The organism is Pseudomonas sp. ABa2, from assembly GCF_056676075.1.
In genome coordinates, this window is sequence record NZ_CM155239.1 from 4,164,662 (window position 1) to 4,189,903 (window position 25,242).

The window sequence follows — 25,242 nt, forward strand, 5'->3', positions numbered from 1 at the left end:
TTGGCCGGCACCTCTCTATAATGCGCCACCTTAAGGGGCACCTTGGCCCCTCGCAACTCTCAGAGATCGTCTCGATGTCCCAGGCCCTGCGTTTCCTCGGCTGGCCCTTGCTGGTCGGCGTGCTGCTCGCGCTGTTGATTATCCAGCGCTACCCGGAGTGGGTCGGCCTGCCCCGCCAGGAAGTGCATATGCTGCAGGCGCCGATCTACAGCCGTCTGCAGGAAGGCCCGGTGTCCTATGCCGAGGCGGTGGATACCGCCTCGCCGGCGGTGGCCAACCTCTACACCACCAAGCTGGTGAGCAAGCCGACGCACCCGCTGTTCGAGGACCCCACCTTCCGCCGCTTCTTCGGCGACAACCTGCCGCGCCAGCAGCGCATGGAGTCGAGCCTGGGCTCGGCGGTGCTGATGAGCCGCGAGGGCTACCTGCTGACCAACAACCACGTGGTCAGCGGCGCCGACCAGATAGTGGTGGCGCTCAAGGATGGTCGCGACACCCTGGCGCGGGTGATCGGCACCGATCCGGAAACCGACCTGGCGGTACTCAAGATCGATCTGCCCGACCTGCCGGCCATCACCCTGGGCCGCTCCGATACCATCAAGATCGGCGACGTCACCCTGGCCATCGGCAACCCCTTCGGCGTCGGCCAGACCGTGACCATGGGCATCATCAGCGCCACCGGGCGCAACCAGCTGGGCCTCAATACCTACGAGGACTTCATCCAGACCGACGCGGCGATCAACCCGGGCAACTCCGGCGGCGCGCTGGTCGACGCCCACGGCAACCTGGTGGGCATCAACACCGCGATCTTCTCCAAGTCCGGCGGCTCGCAGGGCATCGGCTTCGCCATCCCGGTCAAGCTGGCGCTGGAGGTGATGCAGGCGATCATCGAGCACGGCCAGGTGATTCGCGGCTGGCTGGGCATCGAGGTGCAGCCGCTGACCCCGGAACTGGCCGAGTCCTTCGGCCTCGAAGGCCGCCCCGGCATCGTCGTCGCCGGCCTGTACCGCGACGGCCCGGCGCAGAAGGCCGGCCTGCAGCCGGGCGACCTGATCCTCAGCATCGACGGCGAACCGGCCGGCGACGGCCGCCGCTCGATGAACCAGGTGGCGCGCACCAAGCCGGGCGACCAGATCCGCATCGAGGTGCTGCGCAACGGCAAGACGCTGGAACTGACCGCGGAAATCGGCCTGCGCCCCCCCGTTAACGGCAACTGATCGGCTGAATTTTCATCTGGGAACTCTTCTCGATTGGGTTTAATGTTATGTTATTACATTAAATTTCATCGACAGGAGCCTTCCCTTGCGCGCCACCCTTGCCCTGCTTGCCAGCCTGCTGGCTCCCAGCGCCCTCGCCACGCCATCTCCCGCCCAGCTCGAAGACAGCATCATCAGCGCCGACGCCGAGCTGGCCGACGGTCCGGTGCAGGGCTACCGCGCCACGCGCTCGGCCAGCGCCACCCGCACCGACACGCGCATCGAGGCGATTCCCCAGAGCATCGCCGTGGTGCCCACCCAGGTGCTCGACGACCTCGGCAGCACGCGCATCGACCGCGCCCTGGATTTCGCCGGCGGCGTGTCGCGGCAGAACAACTTCGGCGGCCTGACCTTCCTCAACTACAGCGTGCGCGGCTTCACCACCGGCGAGCTGTACCGCAACGGTTTTGCCATCAACCGCGGCAGCTACAGCTCGCCGGACGCCTCGGCCATCGAGCGCCTGGAGGTGCTCAAGGGCCCGGCCGCGGCACTCTACGGCCGCGGCGACCCCGGCGGCCTGGTCAATATCGTCACCAAGCGCCCGCAACTGGAGCCCTTCACCCAGTTCAAGGCCAGCGCCGGACACTGGGATCGCTACCGCAGCAGTCTCGACGTCAACACGCCGCTGAACGCCGAGGGCACGCTGCTGTCGCGGGTCAACCTGGCAGTGGAAGACAACGGCAGTTTTCGGGACCACGTCGGCAACCAGCGGCAGATCGTCAATCCGACTTTCAGTTGGCAGTTGTCGCCGGACACCCTGCTGACCCTCGACAGCGAGTTCTCGCGCACCGACTCGGTGTTCGACCGTGGCATTCCGGCGGTCGACGGCAAGATTGGCGCGGTCAAGCGCTCGACCTTTCTCGGCGAGCCCAACGACGGCAAGATCCGCAACGACAACCAGCTGCTGCAGGCCAGCCTCGAGCATTATCTGAACGATGCCTGGAAACTGCGCCTGGCCAGCCATTACAGCCAGGGCACGCTGGACGGCAACAGCTCGGAGCCATCGCGGCTGATCGGCGACCAGGTCACGCGCTTCTATCGCGAGCGCAGTTTCGAGTGGAACGACAGCATCACCCAGGCCGAACTGCACGGCCAGTTCGAGCTGGCCGGCTGGCAGCACCAGACGCTGCTGGGCCTGGAGTACGAGAACTACCGCAACAGCCAGAAGTACCCGCAGAGCGTCACCGGCCTGGGCTACGGCCAGGACATCCATAACCCGATCTACGGGCAACCGAAACCACCCATCGTCAATCCCAACGACTTCCACGAGCACACCGAGAGCTACGCCCTCAACCTGCAGGACCAGATCGCCTTCAGCGAGCGCTGGAGCGGCCTGCTCGGCGTGCGCCTGGAGCGTTTCGAGCAGACTGCGCGCAACCGCAGCACGCGGGTCAGCAACGAGCAGAGCAAGGATGTCGCCACCCCACGCGCGGGCCTGCTCTATCAGCTGACGCCGGAGGTCGGCGTATTCGCCAACGCCTCGATGTCGTTCAAACCCAATGCCATCGGCGCTCAGGGCCAGGTGTTCAAACCGGAAAAGGGTCTCGGCTATGAAACGGGGCTCAAGCTCGACCTGCTCGACAGCCGCCTGGGCGCCACCGTGGCGCTGTTTCATATCGACAAGGAAAACGTGCTGACCGCCGACCCGAACAGTCCCGGCGACAGCATCGCCGCCGGCAAGGCGCGCAGCCAGGGCCTCGACCTGCAGATCAGCGGCCAGCTCAGCGAGGCCATGAGGCTTATCGGTGCCTACGCCTACATCGACGCCGAAGTGACCGAGGACAACAGCATTCCCGAGGGCAGCGACCTGCTCGGCATCGCCCGCAACAGCGCCAGCCTGATGGGCGTTTATCAGTTCCAGGGCGGCGCCCTGCAAGGCTCGGAGCTGGGCGCCGCGATCACCCATGTCGGCGACCGCTCCGGGCAGACCGGCAGCGATTTCGAGCTGCCGGCCTACACCACGGTCGACCTGCTGGCGCGCTGGCAGGCCACCCAGGACCTCAGCCTGGGCCTGAACCTCAACAACCTGTTCGACCGCAAGTACTACGAGCGCTCGTTCAACAGCGTCTGGGTACTGCCCGGCGAACCCCGCAACCTCAGCGTCAGCCTGACCCTCAACCTCTGAACCGGAGTTTCACATGCGTATCCCTGCCTACCTGCTCCTCGCCGGCCTGTTCGCCAGCGGTAACGTCCTTGCCCATGGTCTGTGGACCGAACAGCGTCGCGGCAACATCGAAGTGGTCTATGGCCACGGCGCCGAGGACAACGTCTTCAAGGCCGAGAAGATCAGCGGCGCCTGGGCCTATGACGCCGCCGGCAAGATGATCCCGGTGAGCGTCGAGCGCCTGAGCGACCACGCCCGCCTGCAACCCTTGAAGCCCCCCGCCGTGCTCGGCGTGGCGCTGGACAACGGCGCCTGGTCGAAAACCCCGGACGGCCAATGGATCAACCAGGGCCGCAGCCAGGTGGCGGACTCGACCCAGTCGCTGCACACCTACAAGTACAGCCTGGCGATCTACGCCGAAGGCGCCCAGCTGCCGGCGCTGGATCAACTGAGGATGGTCATAGTGCCGGAAACCGACCCGCTCAAGGTCGGCCCGGGCAAGTCGCTGCCGGTGCGGGTGCTGGTGGACGGCAAGCCGCTGGCGGGCGTCGAGCTGGTCGGCGACTACCGCGGCGCACCGCACCAGGTCAGCGCGATGACCGATGCCGAGGGTCGCGCGCAGGTACCGGTGCGCAACCAGGGGCTGAACATCATCAGCGCCGAGGTCAGCCTGCCGGTGGCGAACGATGCGGATATCGAGACCCGCGGCCTGTTCGCCTCGCTGACCTTCCTCGGCCAGGCGCACCACGAATAACCGCGGCCGGCCTGACCGCGCGCCCAGGGCGGCGCGCGGTCAGGGGGTTCAGGAGGCCAGGTAGGACGAGCGGGTCAGGCCCAGACGCAGGGCGTCGAGGAACTGGGTGCGCTCGCGGGCGCTGATCCTGGCGCTGGCCACCTTGTCGCGGTAGTGGGTCATCAGCTCCTCGGGCGACAGGTGCACGTAGCGCAGCATGTCCTCGATGGTGTCGTGGGTCTCGATGCCGGCGTGGTACACGCTGCCGTCGGCGTTCTGATAGATGTTCACCGAGTCGGTGTCGCCGAACAGGTTGTGCATATCGCCCAGGATCTCCTGGTAGGCGCCGACCAGGAAGATGCCCAGCACATAGTCCTCGCCCTCGCGCACCTCGTGCACCGGCAGGCTGGTCTCGATCGACTGCTCGTCGACGTACTGGCGGATCTTGCCGTCGGAGTCGCAGGTCAGGTCCTGCAGCACGGCGCGACGCAGCGGCTCCTCGTCCAGCCGCGACAGCGGCAGAATCGGCAGGATCTGGCCGATGGCCCAGGTGTCCGGCAGGCTCTGGAACACCGAGAAGTTGCAGATGTACTTGTCCGCCAGCTTGTCGTTGAGCTCGTCGAGCACCGCGCGGTGCGAGCGCTGACGCGCCTTGAGCTGGTTGTACAGGCGCCGGCAGATGGCGAAGTAGCACTGCTCGGCCAGGGCCTTCTGCGGCAGATCGAGCTTGCCCGCCGAGTACTGTGCCGCCACTTCCTCGATGTAGTGGGTGGCGCGCCAGTAGGTCTCGGCGACCATCTCCGGGTCGCTGTCGTCGAGCAGCTCGATCAGCACCTGCAGCACTTCCGGCTGTTCGACGCTCGCATCGATCTCCGGCACCTTGTCGTTGTGCCGCTCGACGTCGGTGACCTGCACCAGCAGCACGGCGTGGTGCGCGGTCATGGCCCGGCCGCTCTCGGAGAAGATGTGCGGATGGGGGATTTCCTGGCGGTCGCAGAATTCCTTGAGCATGTCGACCACGGCATCGGCGTAGTCCTGCATGTCGTAGTTGATCGAGCTGGCGTTGCGCGAGTGGGTGCCGTCGTAGTCCACTCCCAGGCCGCCGCCGACGTCGATGTGATCGACCGGCAGGCCCAGCGCGCGCAGCTCGCCGTAGTAACGGATGGCCTCGCGGAAGCCCTTGCGGTAGTCGGCGATGTTGGCGATCTGCGAGCCCATATGGAAATGCAGCAGGCGAATCCCCTGGTCCAGGCCGGCGGCCTTGAAACGCTCGACCACCTGCAGGATCTGCGCGGCGGACAGGCCGAACTTGGACTTCTCGCCGCCGGTGTCGGCCCACTTGCTCGAGGCCAGAGAGGACAGGCGCACGCGCAGGCCGATCTGCGGCGCGACCTTGAGTTCGGCCGCCTCCTCGATCACCAGGCGCACCTCGGATTCTTTCTCGATGACGATGAACACGTTGTGGCCGAGCTTCTGCCCCATCAGCGCCAGACGGATGAACTCGCGGTCCTTGTAGCCGTTGCAGACGATGGTGCCGCCCTTCGGCGCCAGCGCCAGCACCGCCAGCAGCTCGGGCTTGGAGCCGGCTTCCAGGCCGATGGAGACGTTCTGCGTGGCGATGATGTTCTCCACCACCGCCTCCTGCTGGTTGACCTTGATCGGGTACAGCGCGGTGTAGCGGCTCTGGTATTCGAGGCGCGCGATGCTGGCGTCGAAGGCACCGGTCAGGCGCCGTACGCGGTCCTGCAGGATGTCCGGAAAGCGCACCAGCAAGGGCAGCGACAGACCGCTCTGACGCAACTCGTCGACCTGGTCGTAGAGGTCGATCGGCGCGCTGTCCGGGCCGTTGGGACGCACCTCGATGCGGCCGGCATCATTGATCGAAAAATAGCCGGCGCCCCAATGGCGAATACCGTAGACACTGCGGCTGTCGGCTACCGTCCACTGGCTGCCGTCGTCTTTGCGGGTGCGTCGTGCGGACATCGGGTTCTCCCATGAGAATGAGTCTGGCCCTCTAGGTGGCCAGCCTGGAAATTAAGGATGCAAGATGACGTTTGCTCGGCGGTTGACCGCATGAGCAGCATCGAAGTTTAGGAAATGACGCTTCAGCCGCCGGACTTCTTCGCGGTGAAACCGCGCTTGCTCAGTTCCGCGAGGAGCAACTCGACATGATCGCCCTGGATCTCGATCACCCCGTCCTTCAGCGCGCCGCCGGTGCCGCAGCGCTTCTTCAGCGCGCTGGCCAGCTCCTTGAGCGGCTCCTCGGCCAGCGGCACACCGCTCACCGTGGTCACCGTCTTGCCGCCACGGCCCTTGGTTTCACGGCGTACGCGGGCGATGCCGTCACCGGCGGGAAGCTGGCTCTGCTTGCAGCTGCAGGCGTCCACCGGTTGGCCGCAGTCGGGGCAATGCCGACCAGTGTCGGTGGAATAGACGAGACCGCTCAGGGCGGAAAATGACGAAGCTTTCTTGACCACCGGCTTGTCCTCGTAGGGGTCAGGATAGCGACTGGTCGACGGGCGTCGACCGCGAAGCCCCACTCTGGCAGGGGCAGCGCAAGCGGACAGACGTCCGCTGAAAAGGTCGCGCAGTGTAACGGCAAAGGCGGCCCTTGCTAAGTACGGATTTGCGTCATTGTGCGGCACTTTGGCGACGCCGTTCGTCATCGCGCACGGCGTGCTCGGAATGCCTGACACCCCGGATTGCATCCGGGCTACCCGGTTGCCGCCAGGTAGCGCTCCAGCGCGGCCAGCGAGTCCGGGCAATAGGGCAAGCGGCGGGTCTCCTCCAGCGCCTGCTCGACGCTGATGAAGCGCGCCTCCAGCACTTCTTCCGGCTGCAGCACCAGCGGCGCGTCGGATACCGCCGAGTAGGCCATGCACCACAGCCGGCTTTCCGGGGCGTCGTAGAGAAAATGCGCATGCTCGACCAGCTCGGCGCCGACTATGCCCAGCTCCTCGGCCAGTTCGCGCTCGGCCGACTCGGCGTACGCCTCGCCTTCCAGCACCATGCCGCCGGCGGCCACGTCCCAGTAGCCGGGATACAGCGCCTTGCTCAGGGTGCGCCGGTGCACGCAGAGCAGGCCGGCCGAGTTGAACAGCAGGATATAGGTGCCGCGGCCGATCAGTCGGCGCTCGCGCAGCTCGGCGCGCGACACCCCGCCGAGCGGCCGGTCCTGTTCGTCGACCCAGGCCACCCGCTCGGCGTCGGAGGCGGCGCGATGCGCCGCTTCCGCCTCGGAGATCGCCGCCATCAGCCCTGGCTCAGCAGCTGGCGCAGGTCGATGATCGCCGCGTTGGCCCGTGAGATGTAGTTGGCCATCACCAGCGAGTGGTTGGCCAGCAGGCCGTAGCCGCTGCCGTTGAGGATCATCGGGCTCCACAGGGTTTCCTGCGCCGCCTCCAGCTCGCGGATGATCTGCCGCACGCTGACCGTGGCGTTCTTCTTCGCCAGCACGTCGGCGAAGTCCACCTCGACCGCGCGCAGCAGGTGGGCCAGTGCCCAGGCCTGGCCGCGCGCCTCGTAGAACACGTTGTCGATCTGCAGCCAGGGCGTCTCGTAGATGCCACCCTCGCCCACCGCCGTGGCGTCCGGCTCGCTCGGCAGCACCTCGGTATTCAGGCGCACCTGACCGACGCTGGCGGACAGCCGCTGCGACAGCGAGCCGAGGCGGGTGCCGGCGTCGCCCAGCCAGTTGTTGAGGTTGTCGGCGCGGGTATAGAACTGCGCGTTCTGCTTGCTCGGATCGGCCAGGCGGGCCAGGTAGCGATCCAGCGCCTTGATCCCTTCGCGGTACTCGGACTCCGAGGCCGGCAGCGCCCAGCTCTTGTTGTCGAAGTGGAAGCGCGGCTCGGCCTGAGCCAGGTCCGGGTCCTCGGTGGATTGCGACTGCGAGCGGGCGAAGTCCTTGCGCAGGGCGCGGGAGAAGTCGCGCACCTGCACCAGCACGCCGTACTCCCAGCTCGGCATGTTGTCCAGCCACAGGCCGGGCGGCGCCAGGTCGTTGGACAGGTAGCCGCCGGGCTTGTCCAGCAGGGTGCCGGCCACCTGCTTGAGGGTCTCCACCGTGGTGTAGCCGCCGACCAGCTGGCGCTTGGCCTGCTCCGCCGCGGCCTGGGCCCGCTGCTGCACCGGGAAGGCCGACGGCTCCTGACTCCAGTACCAGCCGACCACCAGGGCCAGCAGCAGGTAGACGCCGAGCAGTCCGCCGACCGCGCGACCGATCAGGCTGGCGCCGCTGCGCTCGCCTGCGTACGTGGCGGCCTTGGCGGCGGCGTCGGGCGAGCTCGCCGCGCGATTCTTCCAGTCCAGCATGGCAGTGTCCTTCCTTCAGCAAATTCGAATGTTCGACCGCGCCCCGGACAACGGGTTGCGTGTCCGCACTATAAGGCAAGCACGCCGCAAAGCGCAGGGCGCACGGGCAAACTTACCGCCGGTGGCAAGTCAGTGGGAAAAAGCTAGGTTTATGTCGCCTATTCGACAGAAAACACGACGCCAATTGATCGACGGCACTGTCAGCGCCGCCGCCAAGTGATAGCATCGAGCCACCACTGACCCAGTCATTTAAAGAAGTCGGCCCATGACCGAGCACCCAGACCCCAGTCGCGATCGCCTCAAGCATCACTTCGCCCAGCGCGTGATCCATCAGGCGCGCCAGGTGCTGGAAGTCTGGCAGCGCCTGCAGCGCAGCGAATGGAACGACGCCGGCATGGCCGAACTGGGCGAGGCCAACCTGCGCCTGCTGCGCTACGCCGAGCGCTTCGAGCAGGCCGAGCATGCCCAGCTGGCCGAGGCCATCGCCGCCAGCCTGATGGCGGTGGCGGACAACCGCGGACGCCTCAACAGCAGCCTGATCGGCCAGCTCAACCTGGCCATGCAGCGCCTGTCGCGCACCGGCCTGCGCCACGGCGACGCGTTCGAGCAGACCTTCCTGCCGCCGCTGCGCAAGCCGGTCTACCTGGCCCTGCAGGACACCGCCCGCGCCGAGCGCCTGGCCCAGCAGCTGGAGTTCTTCGGCCTGGCCGCGCAGGCGCTGACAGACGCCGCGGCGTTTCGCGCCGCGATCGCCGAGCGCCACCCGGCCGCCATCGTCATGGACGTCGACTTCGCCGGTGCCGGCCTGGCGCTGGCCGACTCGCTGCAGCAGGGCCTGGAGCAGAAGATTCCGCTGCTGTTCTTCAGCCACCGCGACACCGACACGCCGACCCGCCTGGCCGCGGTGCGCGCCGGCGGCCAGGAGTTCTTCACCGGCTCGCTGGACGCCTCCAGCCTGCTCGAACGCATCGAGGTGCTGACCCACGTCGCCCAGTACGATCCCTACAAGGTGCTGATCGTCGACGACTCCAAGGCCCAGGCCACCCACACCGAGCGCGTGCTCAACAGCGCCGGCATCCTCACCCACACCCTGACCGAGCCGATCCAGGCGATGGACGCGCTGGCCGAGTTCCAGCCCGACCTGATCATCCTCGACATGTACATGCCCGAGTGCAGCGGCACCGAGCTGGCCAAGGTGATCCGCCACAACGACCGCTACGTCAGCGTGCCGATCATCTACCTGTCGGCCGAGGACGACCTGGACAAGCAGCTCGACGCCATGAGCGAGGGCGGCGACGATTTCCTCACCAAACCGATCAAGCCGCGCCATCTGATCGCCACCGTGCGCAACCGCGCCGCCCGCGCGCGCAACCTCAAGGCGCGCATGGTGCGCGACAGCCTGACCGGCCTGTACAACCACACCCACACCCTGCAGCTGCTCGAAGACGCCTGCTTCCGCGCGCGCCGCGACGAGCAGCCGCTGGCCTTCGCCATGCTCGACATCGACCACTTCAAGAGGGTCAACGACAGCTACGGCCACCCCATGGGCGACCGGGTGATCAAGAGCCTGGCGTTGTTTCTCAAACAGCGCCTGCGCAAGACCGACCATATCGGCCGCTACGGCGGCGAGGAATTCGCCGTGGTGCTGCCCGATACCGACGAGCAATCGGCGCTGCGGGTGCTCGAGGAAATCCGCCAGCGCTTCGCTGAGATCCACTACCCGGCGCAGCCGCAGGACCTCTCCTGCACCTTCAGCTGCGGCATCGCCATGCTGCAGCCGGGCCTGGACGGCAACGCCCTGTCCAAGCAGGCCGACGAGGCGCTATACCGGGCCAAGCACGGCGGCCGCAACCGGGTGGAGCTGTACCGCGGCGCGTGACGGCTCGCCGGTCGCCGGAACGTGACGCAACGCACAACGTCATCAGCCTGTAACCAAACCGCAATAGGCTCGCGGGCATCGTTCAGCCGTCGATCGAGCCCGCCATGCGTCTCAAGCTGCTCACCAACCTCAACACCCTGCTGCTGGTCACCGTCTGCGTCGCCCTGGCGGCGACTCTGTGGTGGTCGCAGCGCGCGCTGCAACAGCCGTTCCAGCTGATGGAGCGCTACCTGGCGCTGTCCCAGCAGTTCCAGCAGGACGTGGCCGGCAATATCCAGGCCTACCTGGCCAGCGGCGACGCCCTGCGCCACAGCGCCGCGGGCCAGGCCATCGACGGCCTGGAGCTGGCGCTCGACGAGCTGCCGGCGCCGCTGGCCGAGGAGCTGCGGCCGAGCCTGGAGCAATTACGTACCTTCAGCGCAGGCGAGCTGCTCGCCGCCGGCAAGCTGGCCGGCGACCCGCAGGGCCTGCTGCTGCAGGCCGAACGGGAGATGGGCGGCGCGCTGGAGCAGCTGGCGCAGTACGCCGACTCGGCCACGGGGGCGTCAGCGCAGGATTACCGCCGCCCGCTGTTCGACGCCAGCCAGCACCTGACGCGCCTGGGCCATGCCCGCGGCCGCTTCGTTGCCCAGGGCCGCAACGAGCTGCTGGCCGATATCGAACGCGAACTCAAGGCCCTCGGCGCGCAGGCCGGGCGCCTCGACAGCCTGCCGCTGCTCGGTGTGGCGGAGGCTTCGGACTCGGCCAGCGCCGGCTTCGCCGCCCTGCTCGGCCTGGCCGACGACAGCAGCGCCAGCCAGGCGGAAGATCGCGGCGTCGCCCTCAAGCGCGACTTCGCCGCCCTGGTACGCCGCTACCCGGCCGAGCTGCAGCGCACCCGCGAGCTGGTCGAGCAGCGTCAGCAACTGGCCGCCGCCACCCGCGCGCGCATCGACCAGCTGCAGCAGGCGCTGGCCGCCCTGGAGCCGCAGGTCAAGGCCGAGTACGCGCGCATCCAGGGCGACGTGCGGCTGATCCAGGGCCTGATGATCGGCCTGATCCTGCTGATCGCGCTGACCATCGACAGCATCCAGCGGCGCCTGACCCGGGTGCTCAGCCAGCTGGTGCCGGCGCTGTCGGCCTGGGCCCGCGGCGACTTCGCCACGCCCATCGCCATCGGCGCGCGCACCCGCGAGCTGCGCGATATCGAGGACTCGCTCAATCACCTGCGCCGCTACCTGGTCGAGCTGGTCGCCAGCATCCGCGGCCACGCCGAGCAGGTCGCCGGCTCCAGTCGCACCCTGGCCGAACTCAGCGGCGGCCTGCATGCCGGCGCCGAGCGCCAGGCCGGCGACACCGCGCTGATCCGCGACGCGCTGAGCGAACTGGAAGCCACCATCGGCCAGGTGGCGCAGGACGCCAGCCAGACCGCCGACGCCAGCCGCGACGCCGACCGCGCCCTGGAGCAGGGCCAGCGGGTCATCGGCCAGAGCCTGGAAGGGCTGCACGCGCTGGTCGGCGAGGTGCAGGACAACGCCCAGGCGATCGAGCGCCTGGCCGAGGAGACCGCCACCATCGGCAGCGTACTGACGGTGATCCGCGGCATCGCCGAGCAGACCAATCTGCTCGCGCTCAACGCCGCCATCGAGGCGGCGCGGGCCGGCGAGGCCGGCCGCGGCTTTGCCGTGGTCGCCGACGAGGTGCGTTCGCTGTCGCAGCGCACCGGTAGCGCCACCGCCGAGATCCAGGAGCTGATCGGCCGCCTGCAGCAGGCCGCGCGCCAGTCGGTGAGCGCCATGCGCGCCCAGGTCGAACATGCCGAGGCCACCGCCGGCAAGGCCGAGGCGGCCGACGGCGCGCTCGACGAAATCGTCGCGGCAATCCGCACCATCGCCAACATGGCCGAACGCATTGCCGACGCCACCGCGCAACAGAGCGAGGCGGTCGGCGAAATCCGCGAGCACGGCGAACGCATCCACCAGCTCGGCGGCGACAACCTGCAGCGCATCGGCCGCAGCCGCGACCAGGGCGAGCAACTGCTGCACCTGGGCGGGCAGCTGCATAGTGCGGTGCAGGTGTTTCGCGTATAGGCGCGTGCGTCAGCCGGGCACTGCCGCTGCGCTCGCCTCAGTGCTGGTGATGCTCATGGGCGGCCTCGGCCACCGGCGCCTCTTGCTGCACCGCCACCTCGACCTCGACCTGGCCGGCCTTCTCGAAGGTCAGGGTCAGCGGGAAACGTTCGCCGTCCTTGGCCTGCTGCTTCAGCTCGAACAGCATCACGTGGTAGCCCATGGGCGCGAACTGCACCTCGCCGCCGGCGGGGATGGTCACGTCCTGCACCTGCTGCATCCTCATCACCTCGCCTTCGTGCACATGCTCGTGCAGCTCGGCCTTGCCAGCCACCGGGGTGCTGACGGCGAGCAGGCGGTCGGCCTCGCTACCCCGGTTGTGCACCACGAAGTAGGCGGCGGCGGTCGGCGCCACCGGCGGCATGGCGCGCGACCAGGGGTGATCGATATGCAGGTCGCCGGCCTGGTAGTCGTGGGCCTGGGCCAGCAGGCTGGCGCCGAGCAGCGCGCCCAGCAGCAGGAATTTGTTCGGCAGCATGGTGTTCCTCCAGTTGCGATAGTCGGCCGTAGCCTGAATGAATCCGGCGACGCCGGCCAGGGCCGGGTCGCCGCGATGAAGGTGGCGCATCAGTCGCTGGCCAGCCGGCGCCAAGCCGGCAACCGCGCCAGCAGGCGATCCAGCAGCCAGATCAGCAGCAGCGAGGCGCCGACCAGCGGGAAGACCAGGCCGAGCGCCAGCATGATCGCCACCCCGAGCTTCCAGCGCGGCAGGTCGTGACGCAGCGGCGGCACGCCAAGGCGACCGGCCGGGCGGCGCTGCCACCAGAGCAGCAGACCGCTGACCGCGCCGAACAGGATCAGCAGGCAGACCAGCGCCATCAGCAGCTGGTTGGCCAGGCCGAACATCTTGCCCTCGTGCAGCTTCACCCCGCTCTCCACCGTTCTGGCCACCAGGCCGTAGTCGCGCCAGCGCACATCGGCGAGCAGCGCGCCGCTGTACTGATCCAGGTGCAGGGTGGCGTCGTGGCGCGGGTCGTCGGCGAACAGGGCGACGGTGTAGACGCCTTCGGCGCCGCGCGGGAAGCTGATGCTATAACCCGGCTGCACGCCCTGCGCCGTGGCGGTGTCGACCACCTGCTGCAGGCCGATCTGCGGCGCCGCGGCCGCGCCGGCGGGACGCTGGCCATGGTGCCCGGCATGCGGGTCGGAGGCCGGCAGCGGCGTCACCTCCACCGCCCAGGCCACGGTCTGCTGGCGGCTGTCGTTGAGGCTGCCGGTGAGTTGCCCGGACTTCGGCACCGCGTCCCACATCGCCGCGGGGAAGTGGTTCCAGGTGCCGGCGAACTGCGCGCCCCAGAAGCCGGTCCAGGTCATGCCGGTGAGCAGCATCAACAGCAGCAGCAGGCTGCCCCAGAAGCCGGTGACCCCGTGCAGGTCGCGCCACAGCAGACGCCCGCGGGCGCCCAGGCGCGGCCACAGCACGCCGGCGCCGCCGCTGCCGCGCGGCCACCAGAGGTACAGGCCGGAGACCACCAGCACCACGCCCCAGCCGGCGGCCAGCTCGATCAGGCGGTCGCCGACTGTGCCGATCAGCAGATCGCCGTGCACCTTGCGCACCACCGCCTGCAGGTTCCAGGTGGCGTCCTGCACGCCGAGCAGCGTGCCGCGGTAGGGGTCGAGGAACAGATTGAGCTCCTGTCCGTCCTGGCCGATCACGAACTGCGCGCTGCGATCCTCCGCCACCGGCGGCAGGTACTTGCTCACCGCTGCCTGCGGATAGGCTGCGCGGACGATGGCCAGCTGGCGGTCGGCATCCAGGGGCCGTTCGCCCGCCGGCACCTGCAGCAGATCGGCGTACAGCCACTGGTCCAGCTGCGGCTTGAACAGGTAGATCATGCCGGTGATCGACAGCATGACCATAAAGGGGATGACGAACAGCCCGGCATAGAAATGCCAGCGCCAGACCAGGTTGTAGAAAGCGGGCTGCGCGCGCATGCGAGCCCCTGCAACGGCATCGGAGGGTGACGACATGGGAGTTCTCCAGCGTCGCGCGCATGCCGCGCGACGCACTATTCGCATGGTGGGGAATGCCCCGCCAGGGGCAGGCTGATCAGGCGAACAACGGAGAAGCGCGGGGGTTGGCCGAGGGCCAGAGGTAGCGGAGCGGGCGGTGGACCACGAGGCTGACGCCGGGCAGCGCGCGACTGACCGGCAGCAGACCGAGCAGGCCGAAGAAGGCGGCGAGGATGATGGCGCTGAAGCTGCTGCTCAGGGCGCAACCGGAGCCGGTGGCCGGATTGGGCGCGACCACGCCGGAGCCGTCGAGATCGGCGCCAGCGCCGAAGTTACCCTCGAAGGAGCAGTACTGGCCATCCAGCCCGCTGAGCTGCAGGCCGGCCATCTGGCCGTGGCTGATGGCGCAGACCAACGCACTGAACAGGATGCTGAAGTACAGCAGCCAGGCGGTCAGCGAGCGGTGGTTGCGGGCCAGTTTCATGGGGCGCGACTCTAAACAGGCGATGGCGGCGCGACACTGCGGTGGATTGCCGCAGCCGAGTGCAAGCCTAGCCGCGCCAGGGGGCATGCGCCAGCAGCTCGGCGCAGCGCGCCTGGACGAACTCGCGCAGCAGGTGCACCGGCCGGCTCAGCTGCGCGCGGTGGGCGCAGACCAGGTTGAGCGGCGTCGGCTCGCCGCGCCACTGCGGCAACAGCAGCTGCAGCCGCCCGGCGCGCACGTCGCCGGCGACATCCAGCCAGGACTTGTACACCAGCCCCTGCCCCGCCACCGCCCAGCGGCGCACCACGTCGGCATCGTCGCTGACACGGTCGCCGGCGACCGTCAGGGCGATCTCGCGCTTGCCACTGTGGAAGCGCCAGCGCTCGTGCACCCGCCCGCCGAGCATATAGAGCAGGCAGTTGTGCTCGGCCAGCGCCTCCGGCGTCTGCGGCGCGCCATGCCGCGCCAGGTAGGCCGGTGCGGCGCACAGCACGCGGCGGTTGTCCGCCGCCAGCGGCAGCGCCACCAGGCTGGAGTCTTCCGGCGCGCCGTAGCGCAGGGCAATGTCCACCGGCTCGCGGAACAGATCGGCGACGCGGTCGCCCAGCAGCAGGCGCAGGTGCAGCTGCGGATGCTCGCGCTGAAACGCGTCGAGCCAGGGCAGCAGGGTGTTGCGGCCGAAATCCGAGGGCACCGACAGCTGCAGCACGCCGCCGATCTCGGCCTTGCTGCCGGCCAGCTGCCGGCGACCGTCCTCCAGGCTGTGCAGGGCCAGGCGCGCATGGCCGAGAAACAGCTCGCCTTCCGGGGTCAGGCGCAGGCTGCGGGTGGAACGGGCCAGCAGGCGCACCTGCAGTTGCTGCTCCAGGCGCTTGAGCGCGGCGCTGGCCACCGCCGGCGACACCTCCAGCAGGCGCGCGGCGGCGGACAGGCTGCCGGTCTCGGCAGTGCGGACGAAGAGTTGCAGGTCGTCGAAACGCAGCATGATTTTCAAAAAAATAATGAAAGAGACTCTATTCCTACCCGCTTTTTCGCCTTTGTGAAATAGCCGAGCATGGCGACACCCTCTCCCGCCGAGCTCGCCCCGATGAAAGCCGTCGCCTATTACCAGTCCCTGCCTGCCGAACATCCCGACGCCCTGCAGGATGTCGAACTGCCCGCCCCCACCCCCGGCCCGCGCGACCTGCTGGTGGCGGTGCAGGCCATCTCGGTCAACCCGGTGGACACCAAGATCCGCCGCAACGTCGCCCCGGAACACGGCGCGGCCAAGGTACTGGGCTGGGACGCCGCCGGCGTGGTGCAGGCGGTGGGCAGCGAGGTGAGCCTGTTCCAGCCTGGCGATCGGGTGTTCTACGCCGGCGCCATCGACCGCGCCGGGGCCAACAGCGAGCTGCACCTGGTCGACGAGCGCATCGTCGGCCACATGCCCGCCAGCCTGTCGTTCGCCGAGGCCGCCGCCCTGCCGCTGACCGCCATCACCGCCTGGGAACTGCTGTTCGAGCGCCTGCAGGTCGGCGAAGGCCAGGCCAGCCAGGGCCAAAGCCTGCTGATCGTCGGCGCCGCCGGCGGGGTCGGCTCGATCCTGGTGCAGCTGGCGCGCCAGCTCACCGAACTGCAGGTGATCGCCACCGCCTCGCGGCCGCAGACCCAGGCCTGGGTGCGCGAACTGGGCGCCCACCAGGTGCTCGACCACAGCCAGCCGCTGGCCGCGGAACTGGCGCGCCTCGGCCTCGGCCAGGTCAGCCACGTCGCCAGCCTGACGCAGACCGACCAACACTTCGCGCAGCTGGTCGAGGCGCTGGCGCCGCAGGGCCGCCTGGCGCTGATCGACGACCCGCTGCAGCCGCTGGACGTGATGCTGCTCAAGCGCAAGAGCCTGTCGCTGCACTGGGAGCTGATGTTCACCCGCTCGCTGTTCCAGACCGAGGACATGATCGAGCAGCACCGTCTGCTGCAGCGGGTCTCCGCGCTGGTGGACAGCGGCGTGCTGAAGACCACCCTGGGCGAGCACTTCGGCCGCATCGACGCGGCCAATCTGCGCCGCGCCCACGCCCTGCTGGAAAGCGGCCAGGCGCGGGGCAAGATCGTCCTCGAAGGCTTTTGATAGCCTCTCGCCACCACTCGCGATAGGCCAGCTAGACTTGCTGAGGCGCCCGCTGGCGCCTCAGTGCGAGTCTTGTCATGCGTCGCAAACTGGCCCACCCCCTGTATCTGACCGCCATCTACTGCGCCTTCGGCGTGCTGTGGATCGTCTTCAGCGACGGCGCACTGCAGGCCCTGGTCGCCGACCCCGGCCTGCAGGCCGTCTGGCAGACCGCCAAGGGCCTGCTGTTCGTGGCGTTCAGCAGCCTGCTGGTGTACGCCCTGACCCGCTACGCCCTGGCCCAGCAATCGCGGCTCTACGACGCCCTGCAGTTGCGCACGCGCATGCTGCAGCAGGCGCAGCGCAACGCCGCCCTCGGCAGCTGGGACTACGACGGCCAGTTCAGCTGGGGCGAGGAAGCCCTGGAGCTGCTCGGCCAGAGCGAGGCCCAGGCGCCGCGCCATCTCGACCAGTTGCTCGCCCTGATCCATCCCGGCGACCGCCCGGCGGCGCGCCGCGCCCTGCTGGCGCTGCTGCAGGAGGGCCAGGCCCTGCACCTCAGCCTGCGCCTGCGCCAGTCGCGCGACAACGGCGAATACTGGCTGCAGCTGCACGGCGAAGCGGATCGCCCCGGCCATGCCCTCGGCACCCTGCAGAACATCAGCGCGCAGAAGCGCGACGAGCAGGCCCTGCGCGAGAGCGAGCAGCGCTTTCGCCAGCTGTTCGAGCAGACCCCGCGCATCGCCGTGCAGGGCTACGACCGCGAGCGCCGGGTGATCTTCTGGAACCCGGCCAGCGAGCAGCTGTACGGCTACCGCCTGCAGGACGCCCTCGGCCGGCGCCTGGAGGAACTGATAGTGCCGGAGGCCGAACGCCGTCAGGTGGTGGCGGCGATCCAGGCCTGGCACCTGGGCGGACCGGTGATTCCCGCCGCCGAGATCCAGCTGCAGCGCCAGGACGGCAGCCTGGTCTGGGTGTTCTCCAGCCACGTGATGCTGCGCAACAGCCGCGGCCAGGCGGAGATGTACTGCATCGACATCGACCTCACCGAGCAGCGCCGCGCCCGCGACGAGCTGCAGGTGTCCGAGCTGCGCTACCGCGAGCTGGTGCAGGAGATCGACGATGCCGTGTGCCTGACCGACAGCCAGGGCCGCCTGACCTTCCTCAACCCGGCCTGGGATCGCTTGAGCGGGCGCCCCGGCCACAGCTGTCTGGGCCTGCCGCTGGGCGACTACCTGCGGGATCCCGCGGGCGAGCCGCTGCAGGCGACCATCGCCGCCCTGCTCGCGGGCCACCGCAGCCACTGGCAGGGCCCGGCCCTGCTGCTGCGCGCCGGCGCCGAACCGCTGCCGGTGAGCCTGCGCCTGGCCACCGGCAGCGAACCGCGCCACGGCCTGCACGGCAGCCTACGCGCCGATGGTCGGCTGCTTGATCCAGGTCAGGAAACTGCCATGCCGGCGGACTAAGATTGCTGCTCCCCCCAAGAGGTGGTGCAGCATGAACATCCTCATTCAGCCGCTGAACAAGACCGGCCAGACCCTCTGGCAGGTACGTCTGGATCAACACAGCGTGAGCTTTCGCAGCGAAGGCGAGGCCCGCCAGTTCGTCGCCACCCTCGAGGCGCGCCTGCGCGCGCCGCACGCCCTGCCCTGGCGGCAGCACAGCCAGGCGAGCTGAAGCAGCCTAGCCCGGGCTGCGCAATGCCGGGCTGCTGCGCAGCATGTCCAGCACCGCGTCCACCAGCGCCGGCGCCTGCGCGGCCAGGTCGAAATCGGGCACCAGCAGCCAGTTGGCTTCCACCCCTTCCATGTAGGCATGCAGGCACACCGCCGCGCGCCGGCAGTCCAGCTGCGCCGGCAGCTGGCCGCGGCTCACCGCGTTGCCCAGGGCCCTGGCGATGCGCTGGTCGCACTCGGCGCTGAGCGCCTGCAGGCGTTCGCGCAGGCCGACCAGCTCGCCGGTGTACTCGCATTTGTAACGCAGGATGTCGTGGATGCGCCGGCTCTGCGCGTCCTGCGCCAGGCGGGTAAGGGCCTTGACCAGCAGTTCGCGCATACAGCCCAGCGGGTCCGGCTCGTCCTCGCTCTCGCTGGCCCGGGCCAGTTCTTCCAGCGGCAGACGCAGGCGTTCGAGCATGGCCTGGAACAGGTCCAGCTTGTTGTCGAAATGCCAGTAGATGGCGCCGCGGCTGACCCCGGCGGCCTTGGCCACTTCAGCCAACGAGGCGCGCGAAACGCCCTGGGCGTGGAACACCCGTTCGGCGGCATCGAGTATCTGCACCCGTGTCGCTTCGGCTTCTTCTTTGGTTCGTCTGACCATTTTCCACGCCTACCTGTATCGCCCAATAGCCGCTCGCTAGAGCGCCGGGCTGGAGTATGAAGGCAGTTTTAGGCATTTACAAACATTCACGTACGTAAGTATATTCGCCGCCATTGGTTCTCAGTTACTGCCCTCCCCGCCCCTTCGGGCACCAGATTCGACAAACGAGGTCTCCTCAGATGCACACGAAGCCAGCCTTCGCCGTCATGGTTTCCGCCATTGCTGCGGCCCTACTCAGCCTCTCCGGCTGCCAGGAAGCCAGCGCCCCGCAGACCCAACAGGCCCCCGAAGTCGGGGTAGTGACGCTGCAAGCGCAACCCTACGCCCTGACCAGCGAGCTGCCGGGCCGCACCAGCGCCTACCGCATCGCCGAGGTGCGCCCGCAGGTGGCCGGCATCATCCAGAAGCGCCTGTTCACCGAGGGCAGCGAGGTCAAGGCCGGCCAGCAGCTGTACCAGATCGATGCGGCCAGCTATCAGGCCAGCTTCAAGAGCGCCCAGGCCACCCTGCTGTCGGCCAGCGCCCTGGCCGAGCGCTACAAGCTGCTGGTGGCCGACCAGGCCGTCAGCCAGCAGGCCTACGACGAGGCGCGCGCCGCCAGCCTGCAGGCCGAGGCGGCGCTGGAGCAGGCGCGCATCGACCTGCGCTACACCAAGGTGCTGGCGCCGATCGGCGGCCGCATCGGCCGATCCGCGGCCAGCGAAGGCGCCCTGGTGAGCAATGGCCAGAGCGCCGCCCTGGCCACCATCCAGCAGCTCGACCCGATCTACGTCGACGTCACCCAGTCGAGCAAGGAGCTGCTGCGCCTGCGCCGCGACCTGGCCAGCGGCCAGTTGCAGAAGGCCGGCGACGGCGGCGCCAGGGTCGCGCTGAAACTGGAGGACGGCAGCCGCTACCCCCACGAGGGCAGCCTGGAGTTCTCCGAGGTGGCGGTGGACGAAGGCACCGGCTCGGTGACCCTGCGCGCGGTGTTCCCCAACCCCGACCACCTGCTGCTGCCGGGCATGTTCGTGCACGCCGAGCTGCTCTCCGGGGTCAAGCGCGACGCCATCCTCGCCCCGCAGCAGGGCGTGACGCGCAACCTCAAAGGCGAGCCGGTGGCGCTGGTGGTGGACGCCGACGGCAAGGTCGAGCAGCGCCTGCTCAAGGCCGAGCGTACCGCCGGCAACGCCTGGCTGGTCGAGGAAGGCCTGGTCGAGGGCGACCGCCTGATCACCGAGGGCCTGCAGTTCATCCAGCCCGGCACCCAGGTCAAGACCGTGCCGGCACGCAATATCAAGGCCGACGAGGTGGCGCAGGACGCCGCCCCGGGCAACGGCAAGGGCTAACGGAGCGCCACTGAATGTCCAGATTCTTTATCGACCGGCCGATCTTCGCCTGGGTCATCGCCCTGGTGATCATGCTGGCCGGCGGCCTGTCCATCCTCAAGCTGCCGATCAACCAGTACCCGAGCATCGCCGCGCCCGCGGTGGGCATCAGCGTCAACTACCCCGGCGCCTCGGCGCAGACGGTGCAGGACACCGTGGTGCAGGTGATCGAGCAGCAGCTCAATGGCATCGACGGGCTGCGCTACATCAGCTCGTCGAGCAACTCCGACGGCAGCATGGAAATCACCGTGACCTTCGAGCAGGGGGTCAACCCGGACATCGCCCAGGTGCAGGTGCAGAACAAGCTGCAGCTGGCCACCCCGCTGCTACCGCAGGAAGTGCAGCAGCAGGGCATCCGCGTGACCAAGGCGGTGAAGAACTTCCTGCTGGTGATCGGCGTGGTCTCCACCGACGGCAGCATGAGCAAGGACGACCTAGCCAACTACATCGTCTCCAACCTGCAGGACCCGATCTCGCGGACCAAGGGCGTCGGCGACTTCCAGGTGTTCGGCGCGCAGTACGCCATGCGCATCTGGCTCGACCCGGCCAAGCTCAATGCCTTCCAGCTGACCCCGGTGGACGTGCGCAACGCGATCCAGGCGCAGAACGTGCAGATTTCCTCCGGCCAGTTCGGCGGCCTGCCCGCCTCGCCGGGCAACCAGCTCAACGCCACCATCATCGGCAAGACCCGCCTGCAGACCCCCGAGGAGTTCCGCAACATCCTCCTCAAGGTCGAGACCGACGGTTCCCAGGTGCGCCTGGGTGACGTCGCCAAGGTCGAGCTGGGCGGCGAGAACTACGCCATCAGCGCGCAGTTCAACGGCATGCCGGCCTCCGGCCTGGCGGTCAAGCTGGCCACCGGCGCCAACGCCCTGGACACCGCCAAGGCGGTGCGCGAGACCATCGCCACGCTGGAACCGTTCTTCCCGGCGGGCATGGAGGTGGTCTTCCCCTACGACACCACGCCGGTGATCTCGGCCTCCATCGAGGGGGTGGTGCACACCCTGTTCGAGGCCATCGTCCTGGTGTTCCTGGTGATGTTCCTGTTCCTGCAGAACCTGCGCGCCACCATCATCCCCACCCTGGCGGTGCCGGTGGTGCTGCTCGGCACCTTCGGCGTGCTGGCGGCGTTCGGCTTCTCCATCAACACCCTGACCATGTTCGCCATGGTCCTGGCCATCGGCCTGCTGGTGGACGACGCCATCGTGGTGGTGGAGAACGTCGAGCGGGTGATGCGCGAGGAAGGCCTGTCGCCGCTGGAGGCCACGCGCAAGTCGATGGGCCAGATCCAGGGCGCGCTGGTGGGCATCGCCCTGGTGCTGTCGGCGGTGTTCCTGCCGATGGCCTTCTTCGGCGGCTCCACCGGGGTGATCTACCGGCAGTTCTCCATCACCATCGTCTCGGCCATGGCCCTGTCGGTGCTGGTGGCACTGATCTTCACCCCGGCGCTGTGCGCCACCCTGCTCAAGCCCATCGCCAAGGGCGAGCACCACGAGAAGAAGGGTTTCTTCGGCTGGTTCAACCGCAAGTTCGAGCGCAGCTCGGACGCCTACCAGCGCGGCGTGACCGCCATGCTCAAGCGCAAGGCGCCGTACCTCGTGCTGTACCTCGCTATCGTCGCTGTGATGGCCTTTATGTTCACCCGCATTCCCACCGCCTTCCTCCCCGAGGAAGACCAGGGCGTGCTGTTCGCCCAGGTGCAGACCCCGGCCGGCTCCAGCGCCGAGCGCACCCAGGCGGTGGTCGACGAGATGCGCCAGTACCTGCTGGACGAGGAAAGCAGCACGGTGAAATCGGTGTTCACCGTCACCGGCTTCAACTTCGCCGGTCGCGGGCAGAGCTCGGGCATGGCCTTCATCATGCTCAAGCCCTGGGGTGAACGGCCCGGCGCGGAGAACGGCGTGGCCGCCCTGGCGCAGCGCGCGCAGCAGCACTTCTTCAGCTTCCGCGACGCCATGGTGTTCGCCTTCGCCCCGCCGGCGGTGATGGAGCTGGGCAACGCCACCGGCTTCAACCTGTTCCTCCAGGATCAGGCCGGCGTCGGCCACGAGGTGCTCAACCAGGCGCGCGACCAGTTCCTCCAGCTGGCCAACCAGCACCCGACGCTGACCAGCGTGCGCGCCAACGGCCTGCGCGACGAGCCGCAGTACCAGCTGCTGATCGACGACGAGAAGGCCAGCGCCCTCGGCCTGTCGCTGGCGGACATCAACAACACCCTGTCGATCGCCTGGGGCGCCAGCTACGTCAACGACTTCATCGACCGCGGCCGGGTGAAGAAGGTCTACCTGCAGGGCGTGTCCTCGGCGCGCATGAGCCCGGAAGACCTGAACAAGTGGTACGTGCGCAACGCCGCCGGGCAGATGGTGCCGTTCAGCGCCTTCGCCAGCGGCGAGTGGACCTACGGTCCGCCCAAACTGAGCCGCTACAACGGCGTGTCGGCGGTGGAAATCCTCGGCGCGCCGGCGCCCGGCTTCAGCTCGGGCGACGCAATGGCCGCGGTGGAGGAAATCGCCAAGCAGCTGCCCGAAGGCGTCGGCTACGCCTGGACCGGGCTGTCCTACGAGGAACGCCTGTCCGGCTCGCAGGCGCCGGCGCTGTACGCCCTGTCGCTGCTGGTGGTGTTCCTCTGCCTGGCGGCGCTGTACGAGAGCTGGTCGATCCCGTTCTCGGTGATGCTGGTGGTGCCGCTGGGGATCATCGGCGCGCTGCTGGCCACCTACGGCCGCGGGCTGTCCAACGACGTGTTCTTCCAGGTCGGCCTGCTCACCACCATCGGCCTGTCGGCGCGCAACGCGATCCTTATCGTCGAGTTCGCCAAGGCCCAGTACGAGCAGGGCATGAGCTTCACCGAGGCGGCCATCGAGGCCTGCCGCATGCGTCTGCGCCCGATCGTCATGACCTCGCTGGCGTTCATCCTCGGCGTGCTGCCGCTGGCCATCGCCAGCGGCGCCGGTGCCGGCAGCAAGCACGCCATCGGCACCGGGGTGATCGGCGGCATGCTCAGCGCCCTGGTGCTGGCGATCTTCTGGATTCCGCTGTTCTACGTGCTGGTCTGCTCGCTGTTCGAGAAGAAGAAAACCGAGCCGGCCGGCGAAACCGAAAAGGAGGCGCTGCAGTGAGGCAGTCCCTGTTGACCCTGGCCGTGACCGCCGCCCTGCTCGGCGGCTGCAGCCTGATTCCCGATTACCAGCGCCCGGACGCCCCGCTGGCCGCCGACTGGCCGCAGGGCGAGGCCTATGGCAGCGCCGCGGCCGAAGGCGAACGCGCCGCCGCCGACCTGCAGTGGCGCGAGTTCTTCCGCGACCCGGCGCTGCAGCAGCTGGTGCAGCTGGCGCTGGAAAACAACCGCGACCTGCGCGTGGCTGCACTCAACGTCGAGGCCTACCGCGCGCTGTACCGCATCCAGCGCAGCGAGCTGCTGCCGTCGCTATCCGCCGACGGCAGCGGCACCCGCCAGCGCCTGCCGGCCGACCTCAGCCAGAACGGCGCGGCCAGCACCGGCGGCCAGTACAGCGCGACCCTGGGGGTGAATGCCTGGGAGCTGGATTTCTTCGGCCGCATCCGCAGCCTCAACGAGCAGGCGCTGGAACAGTACCTGGCCACCGAACAGGCGGCGCGCAGCACCCAGATCAGCCTGGTGGCCAGCGTCGCCAGCGCCTACCTGCAATGGCAGGCCGATCTGGCCCTGCTGCAGCTGACCCGTGACACCCTGGCGACCTACGAAGACAGCTACCGCCTGACCCAGCGCAGCTTCGACGTCGGCGTCGCCGATGCCCTGGCCCTGAGCCAGGCGCGCAGCGCGGTGGACAGCGCGCGGGTGAGCCTGGCGCAGTACCAGCGCCTGGTGGCGCAGGATCGCAACGCCCTGACCCAGCTGCTCGGCACCGGCCTGCCGGACGACCTGCCGCAGGGCCTGGCGCTGGACGCCGAGCTGCTCGAGAGCGTGCCGGCCGGGCTGCCGTCGGATCTGCTGCAACGGCGCCCCGACCTGCTGCAGGCCGAGCACCAGCTCAAGGCGGCCAACGCCAATATCGGCGCGGCGCGCGCGGCCTTCTTCCCCAGCGTTAGCCTCACCGCCAATGCCGGCACCGCCAGCAGCCAGCTGTCCGGGCTGTTCGACGGCGGCTCCGGCACCTGGCTGTTCCAGCCCAGCATCAGCCTGCCGATCTTCAACGCCGGGCGCCTGCGCGCCAACCTCGACTACGCCGAGCTGCAGAACGACATCCAGGTGGCGCAGTACGAGAAGGCCATCCAGGTCGCCTTCCAGGAAGTCGCCGACCGCCTCGCCGCCCGCACCACCTACCGCGAGCAGCTGGCGGCCCAGCGCGCCCTGCTGGACACCACCGAGACCTACTACCGACTGGCCGAACGCCGCTACCGCACCGGGGTCGACAGCTACCTGACCCTGCTCGACGCCCAGCGCCAGCTGTTCAGCGTGCGCCAGCAACTGATCGGCGACCGCCTGGCCCAGCTCGCCAGCGAAGTGGAACTGTACAAGGCCCTTGGCGGCGGCTGGAACGCCGATACGGGCACGGCCCCGCATGGTTGATCGCGCGTAACCCGCATCACGGACGAGCCTTATCCCACGCGCCGCCCCCGCAGTTATTGCGGGGGCGTTTTTCTATTCAGGCCATACGCGCGG

20 protein-coding genes are annotated in these 25,242 nt (G+C 68.6%); 11 read left to right on the plus strand and 9 right to left on the minus strand.

Going from position 1 to position 25,242, the window contains the following annotated elements; translation table 11 throughout:
- The first annotated feature begins 74 nt into the window (after positions 1 to 74).
- The 3 genes from algW (at position 75) to AC1G9C_RS20355 (ending at position 4,114) form a co-directional block, all read left to right on the plus strand.
- On the plus strand, positions 75 to 1,217 hold the full coding sequence (algW, locus tag AC1G9C_RS20345) for a Do family serine endopeptidase AlgW (RefSeq protein WP_021442306.1): 1,143 nt from the start codon (positions 75 to 77) through the stop codon (positions 1,215 to 1,217).
- Between the two features lie 103 nt (positions 1,218 to 1,320).
- Positions 1,321 to 3,381, plus strand: coding sequence for a TonB-dependent siderophore receptor (locus AC1G9C_RS20350; protein WP_480410426.1), 2,061 nt, complete (start codon positions 1,321 to 1,323; stop codon positions 3,379 to 3,381).
- Positions 3,382 to 3,394: 13 nt separating this feature from the next.
- Positions 3,395 to 4,114, plus strand: a complete 720-nt coding sequence (locus AC1G9C_RS20355; protein ID WP_021442308.1) for a DUF4198 domain-containing protein — start codon at positions 3,395 to 3,397, stop codon at positions 4,112 to 4,114.
- Between the two features lie 48 nt (positions 4,115 to 4,162).
- Here the strand turns inward: AC1G9C_RS20355 and speA are convergent, their stop codons facing one another.
- The 4 genes from speA to AC1G9C_RS20375 form a co-directional block, all read right to left on the minus strand.
- Positions 4,163 to 6,076: an arginine decarboxylase gene (gene speA, locus AC1G9C_RS20360; protein WP_480408622.1), complete on the minus strand. Its 1,914-nt coding sequence runs from the start codon at positions 6,074 to 6,076 to the stop codon at positions 4,163 to 4,165.
- 122 nt (positions 6,077 to 6,198) lie between these two features.
- Complete coding sequence (locus AC1G9C_RS20365) at positions 6,199 to 6,570, minus strand: translation initiation factor Sui1 (RefSeq protein ID WP_031302695.1); 372 nt, start codon at positions 6,568 to 6,570, stop codon at positions 6,199 to 6,201.
- Between the two features lie 236 nt (positions 6,571 to 6,806).
- Entirely contained in the window at positions 6,807 to 7,346 is a 540-nt protein-coding gene (locus AC1G9C_RS20370; protein WP_480408623.1) for an NUDIX hydrolase, read from the minus strand.
- Positions 7,346 to 8,407, minus strand: coding sequence for a DUF2333 family protein (locus AC1G9C_RS20375; RefSeq protein WP_457789079.1), 1,062 nt, complete (start codon positions 8,405 to 8,407; stop codon positions 7,346 to 7,348). Before AC1G9C_RS20375 ends, AC1G9C_RS20370 begins: the two co-directional genes overlap by 1 nt.
- A 265-nt stretch (positions 8,408 to 8,672) precedes the next feature.
- Here AC1G9C_RS20375 and AC1G9C_RS20380 point away from each other — a divergent pair, with 265 nt between their 5' ends.
- A complete protein-coding gene (locus tag AC1G9C_RS20380) occupies positions 8,673 to 10,286 on the plus strand; it encodes a diguanylate cyclase (protein ID WP_457789077.1) in 1,614 nt (537 codons plus the stop codon).
- Positions 10,287 to 11,311: 1,025 nt separating this feature from the next.
- The gene (locus AC1G9C_RS20385) at positions 11,312 to 12,355 is read left to right on the plus strand and encodes a methyl-accepting chemotaxis protein (RefSeq protein ID WP_480410427.1); all 1,044 of its coding nucleotides are present in this window, start codon (positions 11,312 to 11,314) and stop codon (positions 12,353 to 12,355) included.
- Between the two features lie 37 nt (positions 12,356 to 12,392).
- Here AC1G9C_RS20385 and AC1G9C_RS20390 read toward each other — a convergent pair whose 3' ends face one another.
- From AC1G9C_RS20390 to AC1G9C_RS20405, 4 genes are all read right to left on the minus strand, one after another.
- The gene (locus AC1G9C_RS20390; RefSeq protein ID WP_021445390.1) at positions 12,393 to 12,872 is read right to left on the minus strand and encodes a copper chaperone PCu(A)C; all 480 of its coding nucleotides are present in this window, start codon (positions 12,870 to 12,872) and stop codon (positions 12,393 to 12,395) included.
- An 89-nt stretch (positions 12,873 to 12,961) separates the two neighbouring features.
- Entirely contained in the window at positions 12,962 to 14,365 is a 1,404-nt protein-coding gene (locus AC1G9C_RS20395; RefSeq protein WP_480408624.1) for a PepSY-associated TM helix domain-containing protein, read from the minus strand.
- A 79-nt stretch (positions 14,366 to 14,444) separates the two neighbouring features.
- Positions 14,445 to 14,831: a DUF2946 domain-containing protein gene (locus AC1G9C_RS20400; protein WP_480408625.1), complete on the minus strand. Its 387-nt coding sequence runs from the start codon at positions 14,829 to 14,831 to the stop codon at positions 14,445 to 14,447.
- A gap of 67 nt (positions 14,832 to 14,898) precedes the next feature.
- The gene (locus AC1G9C_RS20405; protein WP_397496068.1) at positions 14,899 to 15,816 is read right to left on the minus strand and encodes a LysR family transcriptional regulator; all 918 of its coding nucleotides are present in this window, start codon (positions 15,814 to 15,816) and stop codon (positions 14,899 to 14,901) included.
- A 102-nt stretch (positions 15,817 to 15,918) separates the two neighbouring features.
- Here AC1G9C_RS20405 and AC1G9C_RS20410 point away from each other — a divergent pair, with 102 nt between their 5' ends.
- The 3 genes from AC1G9C_RS20410 (at position 15,919) to AC1G9C_RS20420 (ending at position 18,591) form a co-directional block, all read left to right on the plus strand.
- A complete protein-coding gene (locus tag AC1G9C_RS20410; RefSeq protein ID WP_021445040.1) occupies positions 15,919 to 16,935 on the plus strand; it encodes a zinc-binding alcohol dehydrogenase family protein in 1,017 nt (338 codons plus the stop codon).
- A gap of 77 nt (positions 16,936 to 17,012) precedes the next feature.
- A complete protein-coding gene (locus tag AC1G9C_RS20415; RefSeq protein ID WP_480408626.1) occupies positions 17,013 to 18,380 on the plus strand; it encodes a PAS domain-containing protein in 1,368 nt (455 codons plus the stop codon).
- 31 nt (positions 18,381 to 18,411) lie between these two features.
- Positions 18,412 to 18,591, plus strand: a complete 180-nt coding sequence (locus AC1G9C_RS20420; RefSeq protein WP_021443408.1) for a hypothetical protein — start codon at positions 18,412 to 18,414, stop codon at positions 18,589 to 18,591.
- Positions 18,592 to 18,597: 6 nt separating this feature from the next.
- Here the strand turns inward: AC1G9C_RS20420 and AC1G9C_RS20425 are convergent, their stop codons facing one another.
- Positions 18,598 to 19,233, minus strand: a complete 636-nt coding sequence (locus tag AC1G9C_RS20425) for a TetR family transcriptional regulator (protein WP_397496065.1) — start codon at positions 19,231 to 19,233, stop codon at positions 18,598 to 18,600.
- Positions 19,234 to 19,412: 179 nt separating this feature from the next.
- Between AC1G9C_RS20425 and AC1G9C_RS20430 the strand changes: the two genes are divergently transcribed.
- The 3 genes from AC1G9C_RS20430 to adeC are packed head-to-tail and all read left to right on the plus strand — an operon-like array spanning position 19,413 to position 25,149.
- Positions 19,413 to 20,561: an efflux RND transporter periplasmic adaptor subunit gene (locus AC1G9C_RS20430; protein WP_480408627.1), complete on the plus strand. Its 1,149-nt coding sequence runs from the start codon at positions 19,413 to 19,415 to the stop codon at positions 20,559 to 20,561.
- Between the two features lie 14 nt (positions 20,562 to 20,575).
- Positions 20,576 to 23,719 (plus strand): efflux RND transporter permease subunit, encoded by a 3,144-nt coding sequence (locus AC1G9C_RS20435; RefSeq protein WP_480408628.1) that lies wholly within the window; start codon positions 20,576 to 20,578, stop codon positions 23,717 to 23,719.
- On the plus strand, positions 23,716 to 25,149 hold the full coding sequence (gene adeC / locus AC1G9C_RS20440; RefSeq protein WP_480408629.1) for an AdeC/AdeK/OprM family multidrug efflux complex outer membrane factor: 1,434 nt from the start codon (positions 23,716 to 23,718) through the stop codon (positions 25,147 to 25,149). The genes AC1G9C_RS20435 and adeC overlap by 4 nt, the downstream gene beginning before the upstream one ends.
- The last annotated feature ends 93 nt before the right edge of the window (positions 25,150 to 25,242 follow it).